We start from the raw sequence: 17,072 nt of genomic DNA, 5'->3' as shown, positions 1-17,072 counted from the left end.
TACATCGGCATCAGTCGAAGAAGCGCAGCAGCTGACGGTTGACTTCGTCGGCGCGCTCGTACTGCGTCCAGTGACCGGCGCCATTGACCACCGCGCCCCCGCGATTCGGATGACCGGCAGTCAATCGCGCCACCAGCGGCCGCGGGTCGGCGGTGACGTCGTACTCACCCCACATCAGCAGCAAGGGACAGGTCAGCGTGTCGATCGCCGCCTGCAGCCCACCGGCCATCGACACGTCCTTGCTGCGGAATCGCGTGCCGTGGCACGACACGTCGTGGATCTCGAAAGCCAGCGGATCGTAAGCCTTGTCGTGCAGCATGAGCGCGTCGAGGTTGTGCTTCAAGGCGACACGCTCGGCTTCGCGATCGACCGGGCGGCGCCAGTTGATCATGTCCAGCGTGAGGCGCCGCAGCGACGCATGGCCGCCGCTGCCGACCAGCGCCAGCCGACGCACCGGACGCCGCGTGGCGAAGGTCGACGCCACCAGTCCGCCGAAGGAGAACCCGCCGAGGTCGACTGGCGTATCGGCGCCGATCAGCATGTCGAGCGTGCCGCCCAGCGCCGTCAGCAACGGATCGATCGGCGCCTGGCCGTCGGCCATCGGCAAAGGCTTGTCGGAGTCGAGGAAGCCCGGCATGTCGGGCAACCACAGCGTGTGTTCGGCCGACAGCGCCTCGACATTGCGGATCCAGTGCATCCAGCTGCCATGGCCGCCGTGCAACAACACCAGCGGCGGGTAGGTGATGTCGGTCTCGGTGTTGCCGAAGCGGCGCCAGTGCACGCGCACGCCTTCGTGCACCGGATCGTGGTGCGTCGACAGCGCGTCGATGCGTTCGATGAAGGCGCGGGCGCCGGCGTCGGAATCTGGCGGAAAGTTCATGGAAGCATGCGCTGGAGTTCGGGTTCTTTGTCGATGAACTGGTGCTTGAGGGCACCCGCCACGTGCAGCGCGAACAGCCCGTACAGGATGTAGCCGGCCCAGATGTGCAGCGCACCGAACTTGTCGTGCAGCATCTCCTTGGTCGCGGGCTCGATGTTCATGATCCAGCCGATGCGCGGCCAGGGCACCAGGGCGAAAAGGTGCATCGGATGGGCGGCGGCGTCTTTCCAGGCCGAGTCGTGCATCCAGCCCGACAGGGGCAGCAAGATCATCAATGCATACAGCGTGCCGTGTGCAGCGTGTGCGGCGAAGCTTTCGAGCCGACCGTAAGAAAGGGGCATCGCCGGCGGCCGGTGCGTAAAGCGCCACAGAAGCCGCAAGATCACCAGACCGAGGACCGTGATGCCGATCGACTTGTGGGTGTCGACCGCAGGTCGAACCCAGTCGTCGGGAAAGTGGTCGACCGCCAGGATCAACGCGATGTTGACCGCCATCAGCGCGGCGATGAGCCAGTGCAACAGCATGGCGGTCTTGGTGTAGCGGGCGTGTGGGAGCATCGAGGGAATTTTCAGGGCAGAACCGACTCAGCTTATGAACCGGGGCGATTGTCCCCTGCGTTAACGGCCTCTTTTCGGGCATCTTCCCGGGCACTTTTTCGAGCATCCTTTCCTTGAACGATTCCCTTCGCAGCGCGTTCGTGGCCGCATCCCCGCGGCTCACTCCGCCGCCCACGCCGCTGGTCAGCGTGCTGATCCACAGCAGCGTGCTCGTGTTGTGGATCGCCCTTTTCGCGATGGCCTTCAAGGTTGGCGGCGTGTGGGGCTGGTCGGTCGGGGTGGCGTATGTGCTGTACGACACCGTGTTGCTGCTCTTCGTCGGTTGGCACACGTTGCCGATCCTGCGACGGCCCGCCGCTTTGCCTGCGCGCGTCGGCGCGACGGACGTGCAGCGCGATACGCTGGGCGTGATCGTCGCCTCGCACAATGAAGCGGCCGTGTTGCCGGTCACGCTGGCCGCGTTGCTCGGCCAGACCGATGTGCCCGATCGCATCGTCATCGCCGACGATGGCTCTACCGACGGAACCGCCGACTTGCTCGTGACGCGCTACGGCCTCGCGCGGCCCGCCTTCGGACAGTTGAGCGCTCCCAGCACCAGCCACCCCGGCCTCTTCTGGCTGCGGTTGCCGCACGGTGGCAAAGCGGTGGCGCTGAATGCCGCCATTGCCTGCATAGACACCGACACGGTGCTCACGGTCGACGGCGATACGCTGCTCGACGTCAAGGCCATCGCGGCCGTGCGCAATGCGTTTTCGGCCGAGCCCGATCTCGTGGCCGCGACGGGCGTCATCACGCCGGTGTGCAGCCGCACACTGGCGGGCCGCTGCTTCCAGTGGTTTCAGACGTATGAGTACATCCGTAATTTTCTGTCGCGCTACGCATGGATGCGGGTCGACGGGCTGCTGCTGATCTCCGGCGCGTTCGCCGGTTTCCGGCTCGACGCAGTGCGTGCGGTGGGCGGTTTCGACACCGACTGCCTGGTCGAGGACTACGAGCTCATTCACCGCCTGCACCGCTATGCGCAAGCGCACGGATTGCCGTGGACCGTGCGCGTGCTCGGCGATGCACAGGCGCACACCGATGCGCCGAGCGGCGTGATGCCCTTTCTGCGCCAGCGTCGCCGCTGGTTCGGAGGCTTCCTGCAAACGCAGTACTGGTACCGCGCGATGGTCGGCGACCGGCGTTACGGCTGGCTCGGCACGCTGATGCTTCCGGTGAAAGCCATCGACACGCTGCAGCCGCTGTACGGGCTGGCCGCCTTTGCCTTGCTGCTGGTGTACATCGTGGAGGGCAACCTCGGCGCGCTTGCCCCGGCGGCGGGTGTGATCGGGGCCAAGATCGTGCTCGACCTGCTGTTTCATCTGTGGTCGGTGTACCTGTACCGCCGCTGGATCGGCGAGCAGAGCGAGGTGAACATGGTGCAGGCCTTTCTGGCCGCCATCGTCGAGCCGTTTACCTTTCAACTCCTTCGGCACACGGGCGCAGCCTGGGGTTGGTGGACCTTTTTGACCGGGCGCGGCACGTGGGGCCGGCAAACGCGCGTCGGGCTGGTCAACGAAGACGGCGAGACGCGGCGCAGCTGAGGGGCGGTGCGCGTCGACGCCGGGCGCGCAGGACGCACTCAGGCGTTCGCCGCCGCGCCAAACCTGAAGCTCGACACCACGAGTCCGCCCATGAAGGCGTCTTCGTGATAGATCCGCTCGCCGACATCGCCTTCGGCCGCACCCACGGCCACCATCAATGGAATCAGGTGCTCCTCACGCGGATGCGCGATACGTGCTGCCGGCGCTGACGACCACGCCTCCAACTGCCTCGCGCGTTCGGCCGGCGCGCCCTGCACCACCGCATCGTCAAGCCAATCGTCGAAGGCCTTCGACACGTCGTGCGCCTGCGGGCCGAAGTTGCGCAGGTTGTGATAGCTCAGTCCGCTGCCGACGATGAGCACGTCTTCGTCGCGCAGCGGCGCCAGCGCGCGGCCCAGCGCCAGATGTGCGGCCGGGTCGAGCCCGCGCATCAGTGACAACTGAACGACCGGTACATCCGCTTCGGGATAGATCGCGACCATCGGCGAGTAGGTGCCGTGATCGAAGCCGCGTTCGACATCGAGCGCCACCGGCAGGCCCGCGCCTTCGATCAGTTCCATCACGCGACGCGCCAGCGTCGGCGAGCCAGGCGCGTTGTATTGCACCTTGTATGTGTGCGCGGGAAAGCCGCCGTAGTCGTAGATCATCTGCGGCCTGGGGTTGCCCATCACCGTGAAGGCGGACTCTTCCCAGTGGGCAGACACCATCAGGATGGCGCGCGGCTTGCGGCCGATTTGCCGCGGCATGTCGGCCAGCGAGGCCTCGAGTTGGGCATAGGCGTTGCCCATCTCTTTTTTCATCCAGGGCCAGGGTCCGCCGCCATGGGAGATGAAGTAGGTCGGCAAGCGCGGGGTCGCTGGGTTCGTGGTGGCATTCGTGGTCATGGCAAAGCTCCTTCACATCGAATGTAGTGATTTCCCTTGCAGAATTCGAGAGCCGTGCATTCAATGATCGGTTTCTTCTGAGGAAAGCATCGATGGACCGAATGACCAGCCTCCGCGTGTTTCGTGACGTCGTCGAGTCGGGCAGTTTTACGGCAGCAGCCGAGCGGCTTTCGATGTCGCCGCCGATGGTCAGCAAGCACATCGCGCAACTCGAAAAGTCGCTCGGCGCGCGCTTGCTGAACCGCTCCAGCCGTCACCTGAGCCTGACCGAAGCGGGCACCGCCTGGTACGAGCAAAGCGGCCAGGCGCTCGACATGCTCGACGCAGCCGAAGCCACGATCAGCCAGCGCAATGAAGCACCACGCGGCCGGCTCAAAGTGAGCGCGCCGGTCTGGTGTGCGACGCCCCGCTTCGCCCGCGTGCTCGCCGACTATCGCGAGCAGTACCCGGAAGTGTTGATCGACATGCATCTGGAAAACCGCAAGATCGATCTGGCCGCCGATGGCTACGACCTGGCGCTGCGGGCGACGCAGGAGCCTTCTGCCGCGCTGATCGCGCGGTCGCTGTGCAAGGTGCAGTTCCATCTGGTCGCGGCGACCCGCTACGTGCGTCGAATCGGCGAGCCCTCGGCGCCGGCCGACCTCGCCAAGCTCGACGCCATCGTGCCGAGCTACGTCAACATCGAAGGGCTCTCGCTCAAGGGTTCGGGCGGACGACAGGCACCGTTGCGACTGCGGCCGGTGATGTTGTCGGACGACACCACGCTCACATTGCATGCAGTGCGCGCCGGCATGGGCATGGCGTTCTTGCCCGCGTGGCTGGTCGACGACGACCTGGCAAGCGGCGTGCTGACGCGCCTGGTGCCGGACTACGCGGCGCCCGCGGTGACGCTGTTCGCCGTTTACACGAGCCGGCAGTACATGGCACCCAAGCTGCGCAGCTTCATCGACTTTCTGAGCGACCGGCTGAACCCCCGGTTGCGCCCGTAACTTTGGCGAACAGGGGAAGCGGTTGCATGAGAAGCACTGGCGGTCGCGACATAGCCGCACGCACCCGGCGACCATCCCGCATCGCAGACAATTCCGTCATCGCGCATCGACGCTGGAGACCGACCCCTTTGCTTGCCTTGTTCCGCTTTTTCGAGAAGCTTCTTCACCCCTATCCGCCCGCCGAACCGCCGCTGCCACCGCACGGTTTCTTCGCCTTTTTGTGGGCCTGCACGGACGGCGTGCGCGGCAAGATCGCGACGATGGCGCTGCTCACCGCAGCCATTTCGTCGTTCGAGGCACTGCTGTTCGCGATGCTCGGTCGCATCGTCGACTGGCTCGGTGGCCAGGTGCCGGCGCGCTTGTGGGACGAGCGCGGCACCACATTGATGTGGCTCGGCTTCGCTCTGGCGGCGAGCATCGGCGTGGTTGCATTGCAGACCATCGTCAAGCACCAGACGCTGGCGGTGAACCTGCCGATGCGCCTGCGCTGGAACTTCCACCGGCTGATGCTGGGGCAGAGCATGGCCTTCTACCAGGACGAGTTCGCCGGCCGCATCACGGCCAAGGTGATGCAGACCGCGCTGGCGGTGCGCGACACCGTCTTCGTGCTGGCCGATGTGCTGGTGGCGATGTGCGTCTACATCGCGACCATGATCGTGCTGGTCGCCGTGCTCGACACGCAACTGATATGGCCCTTCGTGATCTGGCTCGCGCTCTATCTGGCACAGCTCGCTTTCTTCGTGCCGCGCCTCGGCAAGGTCGGCAAGGCGCAGGCCGATGCGCGCGCCTTGATGACCGGCCGCATCACCGATGCGTACACCAACATCGCGACCGTCAAGCTGTTCTCGCACACGCAGCGCGAGGCCGGCTTTGCGCGCGACGCGATGCGCGAGTTCATGCACACCGGCTACGGGCAGATGCGGTTGGTCAGCCTGTTCGAGATCACCAATCACGCACTCAGCATGGGGCTCACCGCCGGCATGTGCGGCATGGCGCTGTGGCTGTGGTCGAACGGCGCGGTCGGCATCGGCGCGGTCGCCGCATCGACCGCCATGGCATTGCGGCTGCAGGGCATGTCGCACTGGATCATGTGGGAAATGACGAGCCTGTTCGAGAACATCGGCACCGTGCAGGACGGCATGAAGACGCTGTCGCTCCCGCGCACGGTGCTCGACGTGCCGGCCGCGACGCAGCTGGTGGTGCCGCGCGGTGAGGTCCGCTTCGATCACGCGAGCTTTCGGTATTCCGATGGCGGCCGCCGCGTCATCGACGACATGACGCTCACCGTGGCGCCGGGTGAAAAGATCGGTCTCGTCGGCCGCTCGGGCGCCGGCAAATCGACACTGGTCAACCTGCTGCTGCGCTTCCACGATCTGGAAAGCGGACGCATCCTGATCGACGGGCAAGACATCGCCAAGGTCACGCAAGATTCGCTGCGGCGCCACATCGGCATGGTCACGCAAGACACATCGCTGCTGCACCGATCGGTCTCCGACAACATCGACTACGGCCGGCCCGACGCGGGCGACGCTGCCGTGCGTTCAGCCGCAGAGCGCGCCGAGGCGCACGAGTTCATCCAGACGCTCGGCGATGCCAAAGGCCGGCAGGGCTACGACGCGCACGTGGGCGAGCGCGGCGTCAAGCTATCGGGCGGCCAGCGGCAACGCGTTGCCATCGCGCGCGTGATGCTGAAGGACGCGCCGATCCTTTTGCTCGACGAAGCCACCAGCGCGCTCGACTCCGAAGTCGAAGCCGCGATCCAGCAAAGCCTCTACACGCTGATGGAAGGCAAGACGGTGATCGCGATCGCGCACCGGCTGTCGACCATCGCGGCGATGGACCGCCTCATCGTGCTGGACGAAGGCTGCGTGGTCGAAGAAGGCGATCACAAGACGCTGCTGTCGAAGAACGGCCTGTATGCGCGTCTGTGGGCGCACCAGAGCGGTGGCTTTCTGGGCGACGGCAAAGACGACTGATTCGACGGACTGGTGAATGACCGCGTTTGCTTCGCGAGTCCTACAGCGCGCGCCGACCGCCGCCGACAATCCAATATGCGCTTTGCCACGACCATTCATGCGTCTTAAACAAAGAGGGGTGCTTGCCGTGAATTCCATCATTTATATCGTCGGCCTGGTCGTCGTCGTTGTTGCAGTGCTTTCGTTCTTCGGCCTTCGCTGAAAGCGGATCGAAAGCAACCAGAGCGCATCAGCGCAACGCGATCCCGAGAGGGATGCTTTCAACGGGGCCGTCCGCGGCCCCGTTTTCCGTTGTGGTCGCGGCCTGTGTGGCGGGCATAATTTCCGCGCCCTCCCACCACGACTCAGAACGACCAAGGAACTTGTTGAATACGACATTGGCAGACGCGGTCGTCACGGAATCAGTGCGGTGGGTCGAAACGACCGGCCCGTTGGACGACTCGGAGGCTGTGCGTACCGCGATGTCGTCGGTGCATGACACAGGGGCCGCTCGCATCACCGAGCGCGCCCGCATCCTCGGGCGTCGCATCGGGCTCGAAGCCGAAGTCGAACGCATGCGCGCCTCGGCGCCTTGGATCTTGCTGGCCATCGTCGCTGTGGTGGTGCTCGCGGGGCTTGGCGTGGCCGGCAACGTGATCGGCGGCGACCGCAAGATCAACGTGATGGTTGCGCTGGTCAGCCTGCTCGGACTGCACTTGCTGACGCTACTGGTATGGCTCATCGGGCTCGTGCTTCCGTTCGGCTCATTTGGCTCATTCAGCGCGTCGTTCGGCTCGATCTGGCTCGCACTCACTGCGCATGTGGCGGGTGGCAAGCGCGGGCAAGCGCCGGTGCTGGTGCGCGCGACGACCGGCTTGCTGACACGTGCGCGGCTGCTGCCGTGGGCACTCGGATTCGTGAGCCATACGATCTGGACGCTTTCGTTCGCGGTCATCGTCGCCGCCCTGCTCTTCTCGCTGGCGTTTCGCAACTACACGCTGAGCTGGGAGACGACGATTCTCGAGCCCGGGTTTTTCGTGCGCAGCGTGCAGTGGCTCGGCGCGCTGCCATCGTGGCTCGGCTTTCCGGTGCCGGATGCACAGACGGTGCTTTCATCGCCGAGTGCCGCCCCGGATACCGCGTCGCTTGCCGGCCAGCGCGCATGGGCGTTGTGGCTGACCGGCTGCGTCGTGGTCTACGGCCTGTTGCCTCGGCTGCTGCTCGCACTGTTGAGCGCCGCCGTCTGGCAGGCGCGCAAAAGTGCGCTTCAGCCTGACCTGCGCAATGCCTACTACCTGAAGTTGCTGGCACGCTTCGATGCACTGCAAGCGCCCCGCGTGGTCGATGCCGACGGTGGACGCATGCGACAAGGCGCAGTGCCCGGCCTGGCCGCGAGCGACACCTCCAAGGCGCTCTGGATCATCGGTTTCGAGCTGCCCGACGAGGCGCCCTGGCCGCCTGCTCTTGCTGTTCCGGCTGCCGCCCACCATGTTCAAGTCGATGGCAGCGCAGCCCAGCGCGGCGAACTGCTCGCCGCGTTGACTGGGGCGCGACCCGCACGCGTGATCCTCGTGTGCAACGGCGCATCGAGCCCTGACCGTGGGGCGGAACGCTTCGTGCGCGAAGTGCAGAGCCGGTGCGGTGAATGCCGACTTTGGCTGTGGGGCGTGTCGGCCACGCCGGCACGCTGGCGCGACTGGATGGTCGAGGTCGGCATCGCGCCATGGCAGGAGGATGGCGTTTTAAAAGACGACAGCGCAGCGCTCACCGGCCGTGGCGAAGCGGGCGTCCGTTCATGAACGACAAGCTGTCTGTTGCCAGCAGCGACCCTCAAGCCATCCGCATCGCAGTCGTCGGCCATACCAACTCCGGCAAGACCTCGCTGCTGCGCACGCTGACCCGTCGCGTCGATTTTGGCGAGGTGTCGGAGCGGCCCGGCACAACCCGTCATGTCGAGAGCGTCGACCTGCGCATCGACGGCCGCAGCATCGTGCGGTTTTTCGACACGCCGGGGCTTGAAGACGCGGTGTCGCTGCGACAGCATCTCGAAGCCTTCGACACCACGCACACACCGCCCGATCGCATTCGCGCATTCCTTCAGAGCCCCGAGGCGCACGGCACCTTCGAGCAAGAGGCCAAGGTGCTGCGCACGATGCTCGATGTCGATGCGGCATTTCTCGTCATCGATGCACGCGAGCCTGTGCTGCCCAAGTTTCGCGCCGAGATCGAGTTGCTCAATTCATGCGCGCGACCGGTGTTGCCGGTATTGAATTTCGTGCGCGATGCGGCCAGCCGCGAGCCCGCGTGGAAGGAACTGCTGTCGGCTTACGGCCTGCACGTGCTTGTGCGCTTCGACGCGGCAGCGCCCTTTACCGGTGCCGAGCGTGATCTGTATCGCGACCTCGCGACCTTGCTGCGCGATCACCGCGAACCGCTGCATCGGGCTGTCGAACAACTCGAAGCCGAAGCCGCGCATCGACGCCACGCCGCGGCGGCCCGCATCGCCGAACTGCTGGTCGATGCGGCGGCCGTGCGTCGCACAGCGTCGGCCGCAGCGTTCGCCGACGCAGCCCAGCGCCAGGCGCTGGTCGCGGCGCTGCGCCTGTCCGTCACCGACAAGGCACAGCGCTGTACGGACGACCTGCTCGCGCTCTACGGGTTTCGGCAAGGCGATGCAGACGAAGCGCCGCTGCAAGCCATCGATGGCCGCTGGACGCTGGACTTCTTCGAGCCCGAGGCCATGAAGGCGGCCGGCCTGTTGATGGGCAAAGGCGTGGTCGCAGGCGCTGCGGTGGGCGTGGTGGCCGACCTCGCTTTGGCCGGCCTGTCGCTCGGTGCCGGTGCTGCGCTGGGCGGCGCCATCGGCGGTGCGGTGTCGCAAGGCTGGGGGCCGTTCGGCCGCAAGTTGATGAACATGCTGCGCGACGTGCAGGAGCTGAGCATCGAAGACAGCGTGCTGGTGGTGATGGCGGCTTGGCAGCTGCAGTTGGCACAGGCGCTGGAGCGCCGCGGCCACGCGGCGACCGAACGCATCGCAGTCGGCGGCAGCGCCGGTCGCGATGTGGCGCCGGCGGTGCGCGCAGCACGTCCCGCGCGCAGCCATCCCGAATGGGAAAGCACCCGTCGCTTGCGCTGGACTGCACCGGCCGCCCGCGAGGCGCTGGTCGCGCGCGTCGCCGGCCCGCTCGAAGCCGCATTGTCGAGTTGAAGAAGCGGCCATCGAGGTCGTCGGGCGCGCCGCTTCGGGCATCATCCTGTTCATGGAAAACGTTCGACCGCACCCGCTCGTCATCGTCAAACTCGGCGACACCATCCCGCACCTGAGCGAAGACCGCGGCGACTTCGAGCACTGGATCGCCGACGGTCTGGGCACCACATCGTTGCCGGTGCTCGTGCTCGATCCGCGGCTCGGCGACACGCTGCCCTCGCCCGACACAATCGCCGGCGCGATCGTCACAGGTTCTCATGCAATGGTCTCGCACAGGGAACCGTGGAGCGAGCAGACCGCGCGGTGGCTGGCAACACTGGTCGCGCATGGCACGCCGCTGCTCGGCATCTGCTTCGGGCACCAGTTGCTGGCCCATGCGATGGGCGGCGAAGCAGGCGACCATTCGGGCGGCACCGAGGTTGGCACGGTGGAGATCACGTTGACCGAAGCCGCTCGCTGCGATGCGCTCATGCGCGACTTGCCATCCCGCTTCGAAGTCCATGCCGCGCACCGGCAGAGCGCCTTGCGGCTGCCCGATGGCGCCGTGCTGCTGGCCAGCAATGCACACGAACCCCATCAGGCATTCCGGCTCGGCGAGCGCGCATGGGGCGTGCAGTTTCATCCCGAATTCGATGAAGCCACCATGTGCGGTTATGTCGATTCGATGGCAGACGATTTGAGCGCCAAGGGTGTCGACGTGCCGGCCTTGCGAGACCGGGTAAGGGCGACGGCCATCGCGGCGCAGTTGCTCGGCCGCTTCGCGCAGATCACCGAAGAGCACGATCGCGAACATCGGAACGCGACTACAGAAACGGCTTTGCGTTTGCGCTAAGGTGCTTTCCACCTCCTCTGTCGAAAAGCCCTGCATGTCTACGCCCAACACCGCACCGCCAGCGCGCAAGCACTTCTCGATGATTCGCGGCTTCCATCTGGCCGACGTGTTCACGCTCGGCAATGCGGCGTGCGGCGTGGGCGCTGTGTTCCTGGCGATGGCTTTCGTGGCGAGCCAGTCGATCGATCATTTTTTGTGGGCCGCCGCGCTGGCACCGGCTGCTTTTATCTTCGACGTATTCGACGGCCGCATCGCCCGCTGGCGCCAGACGCACTCGGCGCTCGGCCGCGAGCTCGACTCGCTCGCAGACATCATTTCCTTTGGCGTCGCACCCGCTGCGCTGGCGTTTGCCGCCGGGCTCAAGGGAGGTTGGGACTGCCTGTTGCTGATCTATTTCGTGTGCTGCGGCGTGAGCCGGCTGGCGCGCTACAACGTCACCGCCGAGGCGCTGTCCGAAGGTGCCGACAAGGTCAAGTTTTTCGAGGGCACGCCCATTCCAACCAGCGTTGCGCTGGTCGGCGTGCTCGCGTTCGCAGCCTGGCAAGGCCGCATCGGCGAGGCGATCTGGGGCGGCGTCTGGCTGGTTGGCCCGTGGGCCTTGCACCCGCTGACGTTGCTGTTCGGCCTGTCGGGCACGTTGATGATCAGCAAGACCTTGCGCATTCCGAAGTTCTAGCCTGATCGTTCAGGATGCCCGCTCGTTTCCGGCTCTCCCCGGCGCTCGTGTCGATGGCCGCGGGCGCCCTGCTTGCTGCCAGTGGCTCTGCGTTGTCGGCCAACGCGCGAAGCGTGACCATCGAGCGAACCACCTTCGGCATCGCGCACATCACGGCGCCTGACTGGGAAGGCCTCGGCTACGGCACCGCTTATGCGCATGCGCAAGACAACGTGTGCCAAACGGCCGAGCACCTGCTCACGCTTCGCGGCGACCGCTCGCAATTCCTCGGCGCCCAGACCGCCGGGGACTTCGGCTTTGTCAAGATGCCCAACGCGCGCATCGATTTTTTCGTGCGCTCTCACATGGACGACGCCGCGCTGGCGCGGGCCGCTGCCACTGCCAGTCCCGATGCGCAGGCGCTGATGCGCGGCTATGTGGCCGGCTACAACCGCTACCTGCAAGACACGGGAATGGCAGGCTTGCCCGAACCCTGTCGCGGCAAGGCGTGGGTGCGCCCGATGACCACGAGCGACCTCGCGCGATCGACCGAGTTGTCGATGGTGCAAGGCGGTATCGGCGCACTGGCGGGTGCGGTGCTGGCGGCGGCGCCTCCGGTAGTCAAAACCGCTGCAGCAGTCGTCCCTGAAGCGTCGATCGCCGAGATCGCGCGCTATAGCTTCAACGCCAACCCGGAAGGCGGCGAACTCGGCTCGAACGGCTGGGCCTTCGGCCGCAACGCGACGCCCGACGGTAAGGGCCTGTTGCTTGGCAACCCGCACTTTCCGTGGGTTGGTATCAACCGCTTCTGGCAGGTTCACCAGACCATTCCCGGCCAGCTCGACGTGATGGGCGCAGCCGGTGCGCTGAGCCCTATCGTGTCGATCGGCTTCAACAAGGATGTCGCCTGGACGCACACCGTGTCGACCGGCAAGCGCTTCACGCTCTACGAACTGAAGCTCGACCCGGCCGACCCGACTGTCTACTGGGTGGACGGCGAGCCCAAGCGCATGGCGGTGCGCACCGTCACCCTGCCGTCCGGCAGCGGGGGAGCAGGTGACGGTGGCGCGCCGCTGCAGCACACCTTTTATTCGACCGATTGGGGTCCGGTGATCTCGCTGCCGCGCGCCGGCCTCGGCTGGACAGCGCAACGCGCCTATGCACTGCGCGACGCCAACACGTTGAACACACGATCGGCCGACAGCTGGATCCGCATGGGCCAGGCGCGCAACGTGAGCGAGTTGCGTGCTGCCATGGGTAACCAGGGCATGCCGTGGATCAACACCATCGCGGCGGACCGTGACGGCAACGCGATGTATGCCGATCTGTCGGTGGTGCCCGATGTGTCGGCGGATATGTTGAAGACCTGCACGCCCTCGCCCGCCGCGGCCGCGCTGCTCAACGCCGCCAATCTGCCGGTGCTCGACGGATCGCGCAGCGCCTGTGCCTGGAGCCGCGACAGCACAGCATCATCGCCCGGCCTGATCGCGCCGGCGCGCATGCCGGTCGTCATCACGCCCGACTATGTGCAGAACAGCAACGACAGTTTCTGGCTGAGCAACCCGGACATCGCGCCGATGCCGGGTGTGTCTCCTCTGGTCGGCTTGATCGGCAAGCCGCAACGCTTGCGCACGCGCAGCGGCATCATGGAAATCCGCGGTCGGCTTGCCGGTACCGATGGCCTTCCCGGCAACAGGATGAGCGCGGCAGACTTGCGCAGCGTGATCTTTCGCGACAAGAACCTCGCCGGCGCGCTGGTGATGAACGACCTCGCGGCGGCGTGCGCTGAAAGCGCCTCGACATTGACGGCGGATCAGGCTGCCGGCTGCCGTGTACTCACTGCGTGGGACCGCACCAGCAACGCCGCGTCTCGCGGTGCGCCGCTGTTCCGCGAGTTCTGGCGCGCCGCCAAAGACATGCCCGGCATTTGGCGCGTAGCGTTCGACCCGGCCCAGCCCGTGACAACGCCGGCCGGACTCGACATGGCAACGCCTGCCATTCGCACGGCCGTATTCAAGGCGCTGGCCGAAGCCGCGAACACGCTGCGAGTCGCGGGTTTCGCGCTCGACACACCCTTGGGCAATCCGCAATCCCGCTTGGTGCGTGGCGAGAAAATCGGCCTGCACGGAGGCGAAGAATTCGAAGGTGTGCTCAACAAGCTCAGCACGCAAGGTCAGACAGCGATCGACTCGAAGGGCTACAACGTCAACTCCGGCACCGGCTACCTGCAGGTCGTGACCTTCGATGAGCGCGGCCCCGTTGCGCAGGGCCTGCTGACGTATGGCCAGAGCAGCGACCCGGCATCGCCACGCGCGTACGATCAACTGCCGATGTTCGCTGCCAAACAATGGCAGCCATTGCCCTTCCATCCGGCGGACGTCCAGGCACAGCGCCAGGGGCGGCCGCTGCAGCTTGTGTATTGAATGACCACACCTTCGACGCCTCCTCATTTCACGGTTCAGCATCCCGCAGGCTACGAAGAACTCGTTCGCCTCGCTGCCGCGCAGCCTTTGACGCCGGCCTGCGATCACTTCTACTTTCTGCGCCACGGTCAGACAGGTCGCAACGCGCTGCGCATTTTTCAGGCGGTCGACGAACCCTTGAGCGAGCTCGGGTTGCAGCAAGCGGCACGAGCGGCCGCAGTGCTTGCGGGCGAGCCGATCCGCACGTTGGTGGCGAGCGACGCGAACCGTGCGCTGACCACCGCGAAAGCCGTGGGCGCCACGCTCAAGCTGGTACCGCTCGAGAGCGAAGACCTGCGCGAGCGCCACTTTGGTGACCTGATCGGCACCTCGTCGGCCAACATCGACTGGGCCTGCGCCCCCGAGAACGGCGAAACGCTGGCGAGCTTCGTCGAGCGCAAGCGCGGGGCGCTGGCAGCCGCGCTGGCCGAGCCGGCGCCCGTGCTGGTGGTGGCGCATGGCGGCACGTTGTATGTGCTTGCCGCGCTGCTCGGCGTGCCGATCGGACCCGATGTGCTCGGCAACGCGCAACCTTTGAAGTTCGAGCGAACGGGCAGTAAATGGACGGCGTATGCGCTAGCGCAAAACGTCGACGGCGGCGCCGCCATAGCCTAGACGTTTCTTTTCGGCGTTCATCGGCACACAAGAACACTTCATGGAATTCAAGGACTACTACAAAGCACTCGGCCTCGCGTCGACCGCGTCGGAAGACGAGGTGCGCAAGGCCTATCGCAAGCTCGCACGCAAGTACCACCCCGACGTCAGCAAGGAAGCCGACGCCGAGGTGCGCATGCGCGACATCAACGAGGCTAACGACGTGCTGCGCGACAAGGAAAAGCGCGCCGCCTACGATGCGCTGGCGGCACGTGTAGCGCGTGGTGAAGGCATGGGCGGCCGCGCCGGTAGTCCTGGCGGCCCAGGTGCAGGCGGTGACTTCCAGCCGCCGCCGGGCTGGGACGAAGGCTTCGAGTTCCATCGCGGGCCCCATGATGGCCCGGCCGATCATGCCGATTTCAGCGAGTTCTTCTCTTCCATGTTCGGTGCCTCGGAGCGCCGCGGTGCCGAGCGTCGCAACCACCGCGCCAAAGGCGAAGACCATCACGCGGCCATCGAGATTTCGCTCGAAGACGCGATCAACGGTGCCGAGCGCGAGATCACCCTGCGCGCGCTCGACACCGATGCGCAGGGGCAGCCGGCCTTCGTCAATCGCACACTGAGCGTGAAGATTCCGGCCGGCGTGCATCCCGGCCAGTTCATCCGGCTGACGGGCCATGGCATGCCCGGCCAGGGCGGCGAGCCGGCCGGCGACCTGTACCTCGAAGTGCGCATCGCGCCACACAAGCTCTATCGCATCGAAGAGCGCGATCTCTACATGACGCTGCCTGTGACGCCGACCGAAGCGGCGCTGGGCGCGCAGGTGAAGGTGCCGACGCCGGGTGGCGGCGTGGTCGAAGTGACCGTGCCGCGCAATGCGCGCAGCGGGCTCAAGCTGCGGCTCAAAGAACGCGGCCTGCCAGGCAAGCCGCGGGGCAATCTTTACCTGCTGCTCGAGATCGCCCTGCCGCCAGCCGACACCGACGCGGCGCGGCAGGCCTACGAGCAACTCGCGAAAGCAGCGCCTTTCGATCCACGTCGCCACCTCGGCATTTCGGGAGACTGAGCATGGCCAGCTACACCATCACTACACACACTGTCACCACGTCTTCAAGCGCGATCAGCGGCGCCCGGCCGCTCGCCGCGAGCGAATTGGCGCACGCGGTCGGCGCCGAGATCGACTGGGTCGTCCAGCTGGTGGAAGTCGGCATCGTCGAGGTCGAAGCGCCCGTGCCGGCGCGCACCGACGACTGGCGCTTTCATAGCGCTGCGCTGCAGCACGCACTAGAAGCACGGCGGCTGGAGCGCGATTTCGGTGTCGGGCTCGATGCCGCGGCGTTGATCCTGGACCTGCAGCACGAGGTGCGTCGGCTCAAGGCGGTGCTCCACGCGCAAGGCCGGCCTTGAGCGCTGCAAACGCAGACGCCGCAAAGGCGCACGCGCAACATCGCTGCGGCTGGGCGGAATCCAACCCCCTGCTGCAGTCGTACCACGACGCCGAATGGGGCGTGCCCGAGCACGACAGCCGCGCGCTATGGGAAAAGCTGATGCTCGACGGCTTCCAGGCGGGGCTCTCATGGCTGACCATTCTTCGCAAGCGCGATGCCTTCCGCAAGGCCTTCAAGAACTTCGATCCCGAGAAAGTCGCGCGCTTCGACGAAGCTGATATCGAGCGGCTGATGCAGGACGCCGGCATCGTGCGCTCGCGAGCCAAGATTCTGGCGACCATCGGCGGCGCGAAGGCCTATCTGGCGATGCAGGCGGCGGGTGAGGACTTTTCGGAATTCGTCTGGGGAATGGCTGGCGGCGAGCCGATTCGCAATGCGGGGCCAGAGCGGCTGGTCAAGAGTGAGTTGTCGGAGCAGATGTCGGTGGTGCTGAAGAAGCGCGGTTTCAAATTCGTCGGGCCGGTCATCGTCTACGCGTGGCTGCAGGCGACCGGCGTGGTCAACGACCATTCGGCCGATTGCTTTCGGCGCAACCCGGGGTGAGCCGGCGTAAGGCAAAAAAAATAGCGGCCCGATGGGGCCGCTAATTCAGGTTGCGCTGCAGGCGCCGTAGCGCCCTGGCCTTTTACAGACCGGCTTGGCGCGTGTTGGTGCGCTGGATCTTGTACTGCGAAGGCACGACGCTGTTCACGAAGGCTTTGCGGTCCAGATTCTGGTTGGCCGATTGAGCGGTTTCGACAGCTTCGGCACGAACGCCAGCACGGTCGGTCGAGCGGCCCGACAACTGGGTCACGCCTTCGCCAGCTGCGTCGCCGTAGATGTTCCCGCTGCGTGCAGCGACGATGGCTTGGCCGTTGACGGCTTCGCGGCTTTGCTGCGAGCTCACGGCAGTGACGCCTTGGTACGTTTCAGCGTGGGCAGCGCCCGAAGCGGCGATCACGGCGAGTGCAATGGCGGAGAGGAGTTTCGAGACAGTCATTTCAGTTTCCTTCAAATACGTTTTTGGATGATTTCGAACCGGTCTT

The 17,072-nt window shown here is 65.8% G+C and carries 17 protein-coding genes; 13 read left to right on the top strand and 4 right to left on the bottom strand.

The genetic code is table 11. The features are described 5' to 3' along the window. Window positions 1-10: 10 nt before the first annotated feature. Entirely contained in the window at window positions 11-880 is an 870-nt protein-coding gene (locus RCH10_RS21020) for an alpha/beta fold hydrolase (protein ID WP_409053893.1), read from the bottom strand. Further along, the gene (locus RCH10_RS21015; protein ID WP_409053892.1) at window positions 877-1,437 is read right to left on the bottom strand and encodes a cytochrome b; all 561 of its coding nucleotides are present in this window, start codon (window positions 1,435-1,437) and stop codon (window positions 877-879) included. The genes RCH10_RS21020 and RCH10_RS21015 overlap by 4 nt, the downstream gene beginning before the upstream one ends. Before the next feature lie 113 nt (window positions 1,438-1,550). Between RCH10_RS21015 and RCH10_RS21010 the strand changes: the two genes are divergently transcribed. Further along, complete coding sequence (locus tag RCH10_RS21010; protein ID WP_409053891.1) at window positions 1,551-3,020, top strand: glycosyltransferase family 2 protein; 1,470 nt, start codon at window positions 1,551-1,553, stop codon at window positions 3,018-3,020. Window positions 3,021-3,058: 38 nt separating this feature from the next. Here RCH10_RS21010 and RCH10_RS21005 read toward each other — a convergent pair whose 3' ends face one another. Then, window positions 3,059-3,904 carry a DODA-type extradiol aromatic ring-opening family dioxygenase gene (locus RCH10_RS21005; protein WP_409053890.1) on the bottom strand — a complete coding sequence of 282 codons (846 nt, stop codon included), beginning with the start codon at window positions 3,902-3,904 and terminating at the stop codon, window positions 3,059-3,061. 92 nt (window positions 3,905-3,996) lie between these two features. Between RCH10_RS21005 and RCH10_RS21000 the strand changes: the two genes are divergently transcribed. The 12 genes from RCH10_RS21000 to RCH10_RS20945 all read left to right on the top strand — a co-directional run bounded on the left by RCH10_RS21000 (window position 3,997) and on the right by RCH10_RS20945 (window position 16,590). Beyond that, window positions 3,997-4,893: a LysR family transcriptional regulator gene (locus tag RCH10_RS21000; RefSeq protein ID WP_409053889.1), complete on the top strand. Its 897-nt coding sequence runs from the start codon at window positions 3,997-3,999 to the stop codon at window positions 4,891-4,893. A 137-nt stretch (window positions 4,894-5,030) separates the two neighbouring features. Beyond that, a complete protein-coding gene (locus tag RCH10_RS20995; protein WP_409053922.1) occupies window positions 5,031-6,869 on the top strand; it encodes an ABC transporter ATP-binding protein in 1,839 nt (612 codons plus the stop codon). 16 nt (window positions 6,870-6,885) lie between these two features. Then, a complete protein-coding gene (locus RCH10_RS20990) occupies window positions 6,886-7,071 on the top strand; it encodes a hypothetical protein (RefSeq protein ID WP_409053888.1) in 186 nt (61 codons plus the stop codon). 163 nt (window positions 7,072-7,234) lie between these two features. Continuing rightward, window positions 7,235-8,647, top strand: coding sequence for a DUF2868 domain-containing protein (locus RCH10_RS20985; RefSeq protein WP_409053887.1), 1,413 nt, complete (start codon window positions 7,235-7,237; stop codon window positions 8,645-8,647). Continuing rightward, window positions 8,644-10,056 (top strand): GTPase/DUF3482 domain-containing protein, encoded by a 1,413-nt coding sequence (locus RCH10_RS20980; protein WP_409053886.1) that lies wholly within the window; start codon window positions 8,644-8,646, stop codon window positions 10,054-10,056. Before RCH10_RS20985 ends, RCH10_RS20980 begins: the two co-directional genes overlap by 4 nt. Window positions 10,057-10,108: 52 nt before the next feature. Then, window positions 10,109-10,888 (top strand): glutamine amidotransferase, encoded by a 780-nt coding sequence (locus tag RCH10_RS20975; protein WP_409053885.1) that lies wholly within the window; start codon window positions 10,109-10,111, stop codon window positions 10,886-10,888. A gap of 34 nt (window positions 10,889-10,922) precedes the next feature. After that, window positions 10,923-11,564 carry a CDP-alcohol phosphatidyltransferase family protein gene (locus RCH10_RS20970; RefSeq protein WP_409053884.1) on the top strand — a complete coding sequence of 214 codons (642 nt, stop codon included), beginning with the start codon at window positions 10,923-10,925 and terminating at the stop codon, window positions 11,562-11,564. Window positions 11,565-11,578: 14 nt separating this feature from the next. Continuing rightward, the gene (locus RCH10_RS20965) at window positions 11,579-13,966 is read left to right on the top strand and encodes a penicillin acylase family protein (RefSeq protein WP_409053883.1); all 2,388 of its coding nucleotides are present in this window, start codon (window positions 11,579-11,581) and stop codon (window positions 13,964-13,966) included. Continuing rightward, the gene (locus tag RCH10_RS20960) at window positions 13,967-14,620 is read left to right on the top strand and encodes a histidine phosphatase family protein (RefSeq protein ID WP_409053882.1); all 654 of its coding nucleotides are present in this window, start codon (window positions 13,967-13,969) and stop codon (window positions 14,618-14,620) included. A 40-nt stretch (window positions 14,621-14,660) separates the two neighbouring features. Then, window positions 14,661-15,665: a DnaJ C-terminal domain-containing protein gene (locus tag RCH10_RS20955; RefSeq protein WP_323497543.1), complete on the top strand. Its 1,005-nt coding sequence runs from the start codon at window positions 14,661-14,663 to the stop codon at window positions 15,663-15,665. 2 nt (window positions 15,666-15,667) lie between these two features. After that, window positions 15,668-16,006: a chaperone modulator CbpM gene (locus RCH10_RS20950; protein WP_187051592.1), complete on the top strand. Its 339-nt coding sequence runs from the start codon at window positions 15,668-15,670 to the stop codon at window positions 16,004-16,006. After that, the gene (locus RCH10_RS20945) at window positions 16,003-16,590 is read left to right on the top strand and encodes a DNA-3-methyladenine glycosylase I (protein ID WP_409053881.1); all 588 of its coding nucleotides are present in this window, start codon (window positions 16,003-16,005) and stop codon (window positions 16,588-16,590) included. The genes RCH10_RS20950 and RCH10_RS20945 overlap by 4 nt, the downstream gene beginning before the upstream one ends. 82 nt (window positions 16,591-16,672) lie before the next feature. Here RCH10_RS20945 and RCH10_RS20940 read toward each other — a convergent pair whose 3' ends face one another. Further along, on the bottom strand, window positions 16,673-17,026 hold the full coding sequence (locus RCH10_RS20940) for an alpha/beta hydrolase (RefSeq protein ID WP_323497540.1): 354 nt from the start codon (window positions 17,024-17,026) through the stop codon (window positions 16,673-16,675). Between the last annotated feature and the right edge of the window lie 46 nt (window positions 17,027-17,072).

It is taken from the genome of Variovorax sp. GrIS 2.14, from assembly GCF_046115955.1.
Taxonomy (GTDB): Bacteria; Pseudomonadota; Gammaproteobacteria; order Burkholderiales; family Burkholderiaceae_C; genus Variovorax.
Note: the sequence above shows the minus strand (reverse complement) of the source record. Positions and strands in the feature narration are given on the sequence as shown.

Bases quoted from the DNA above. Each gene is read 5' to 3' on its own strand.
- RCH10_RS21020 (WP_409053893.1), bottom strand. From the start codon at position 880: ATGAACTTTCCGCCAGATTCCGACGCCGGCGCCCGCGCCTTCATCGAA.
- RCH10_RS21015 (WP_409053892.1), bottom strand. From the start codon at position 1,437: ATGCTCCCACACGCCCGCTACACCAAGACCGCCATGCTGTTGCACTGG.
- RCH10_RS21005 (WP_409053890.1), bottom strand. From the start codon at position 3,904: ATGACCACGAATGCCACCACGAACCCAGCGACCCCGCGCTTGCCGACC.
- RCH10_RS21000 (WP_409053889.1), top strand. From the start codon at position 3,997: ATGGACCGAATGACCAGCCTCCGCGTGTTTCGTGACGTCGTCGAGTCG.
- RCH10_RS20990 (WP_409053888.1), top strand. From the start codon at position 6,886: ATGACCGCGTTTGCTTCGCGAGTCCTACAGCGCGCGCCGACCGCCGCC.
- RCH10_RS20980 (WP_409053886.1), top strand. From the start codon at position 8,644: ATGAACGACAAGCTGTCTGTTGCCAGCAGCGACCCTCAAGCCATCCGC.
- RCH10_RS20975 (WP_409053885.1), top strand. From the start codon at position 10,109: ATGGAAAACGTTCGACCGCACCCGCTCGTCATCGTCAAACTCGGCGAC.
- RCH10_RS20970 (WP_409053884.1), top strand. From the start codon at position 10,923: ATGTCTACGCCCAACACCGCACCGCCAGCGCGCAAGCACTTCTCGATG.
- RCH10_RS20965 (WP_409053883.1), top strand. From the start codon at position 11,579: ATGCCCGCTCGTTTCCGGCTCTCCCCGGCGCTCGTGTCGATGGCCGCG.
- RCH10_RS20960 (WP_409053882.1), top strand. From the start codon at position 13,967: ATGACCACACCTTCGACGCCTCCTCATTTCACGGTTCAGCATCCCGCA.
- RCH10_RS20955 (WP_323497543.1), top strand. From the start codon at position 14,661: ATGGAATTCAAGGACTACTACAAAGCACTCGGCCTCGCGTCGACCGCG.
- RCH10_RS20950 (WP_187051592.1), top strand. From the start codon at position 15,668: ATGGCCAGCTACACCATCACTACACACACTGTCACCACGTCTTCAAGC.
- RCH10_RS20940 (WP_323497540.1), bottom strand. From the start codon at position 17,026: ATGACTGTCTCGAAACTCCTCTCCGCCATTGCACTCGCCGTGATCGCC.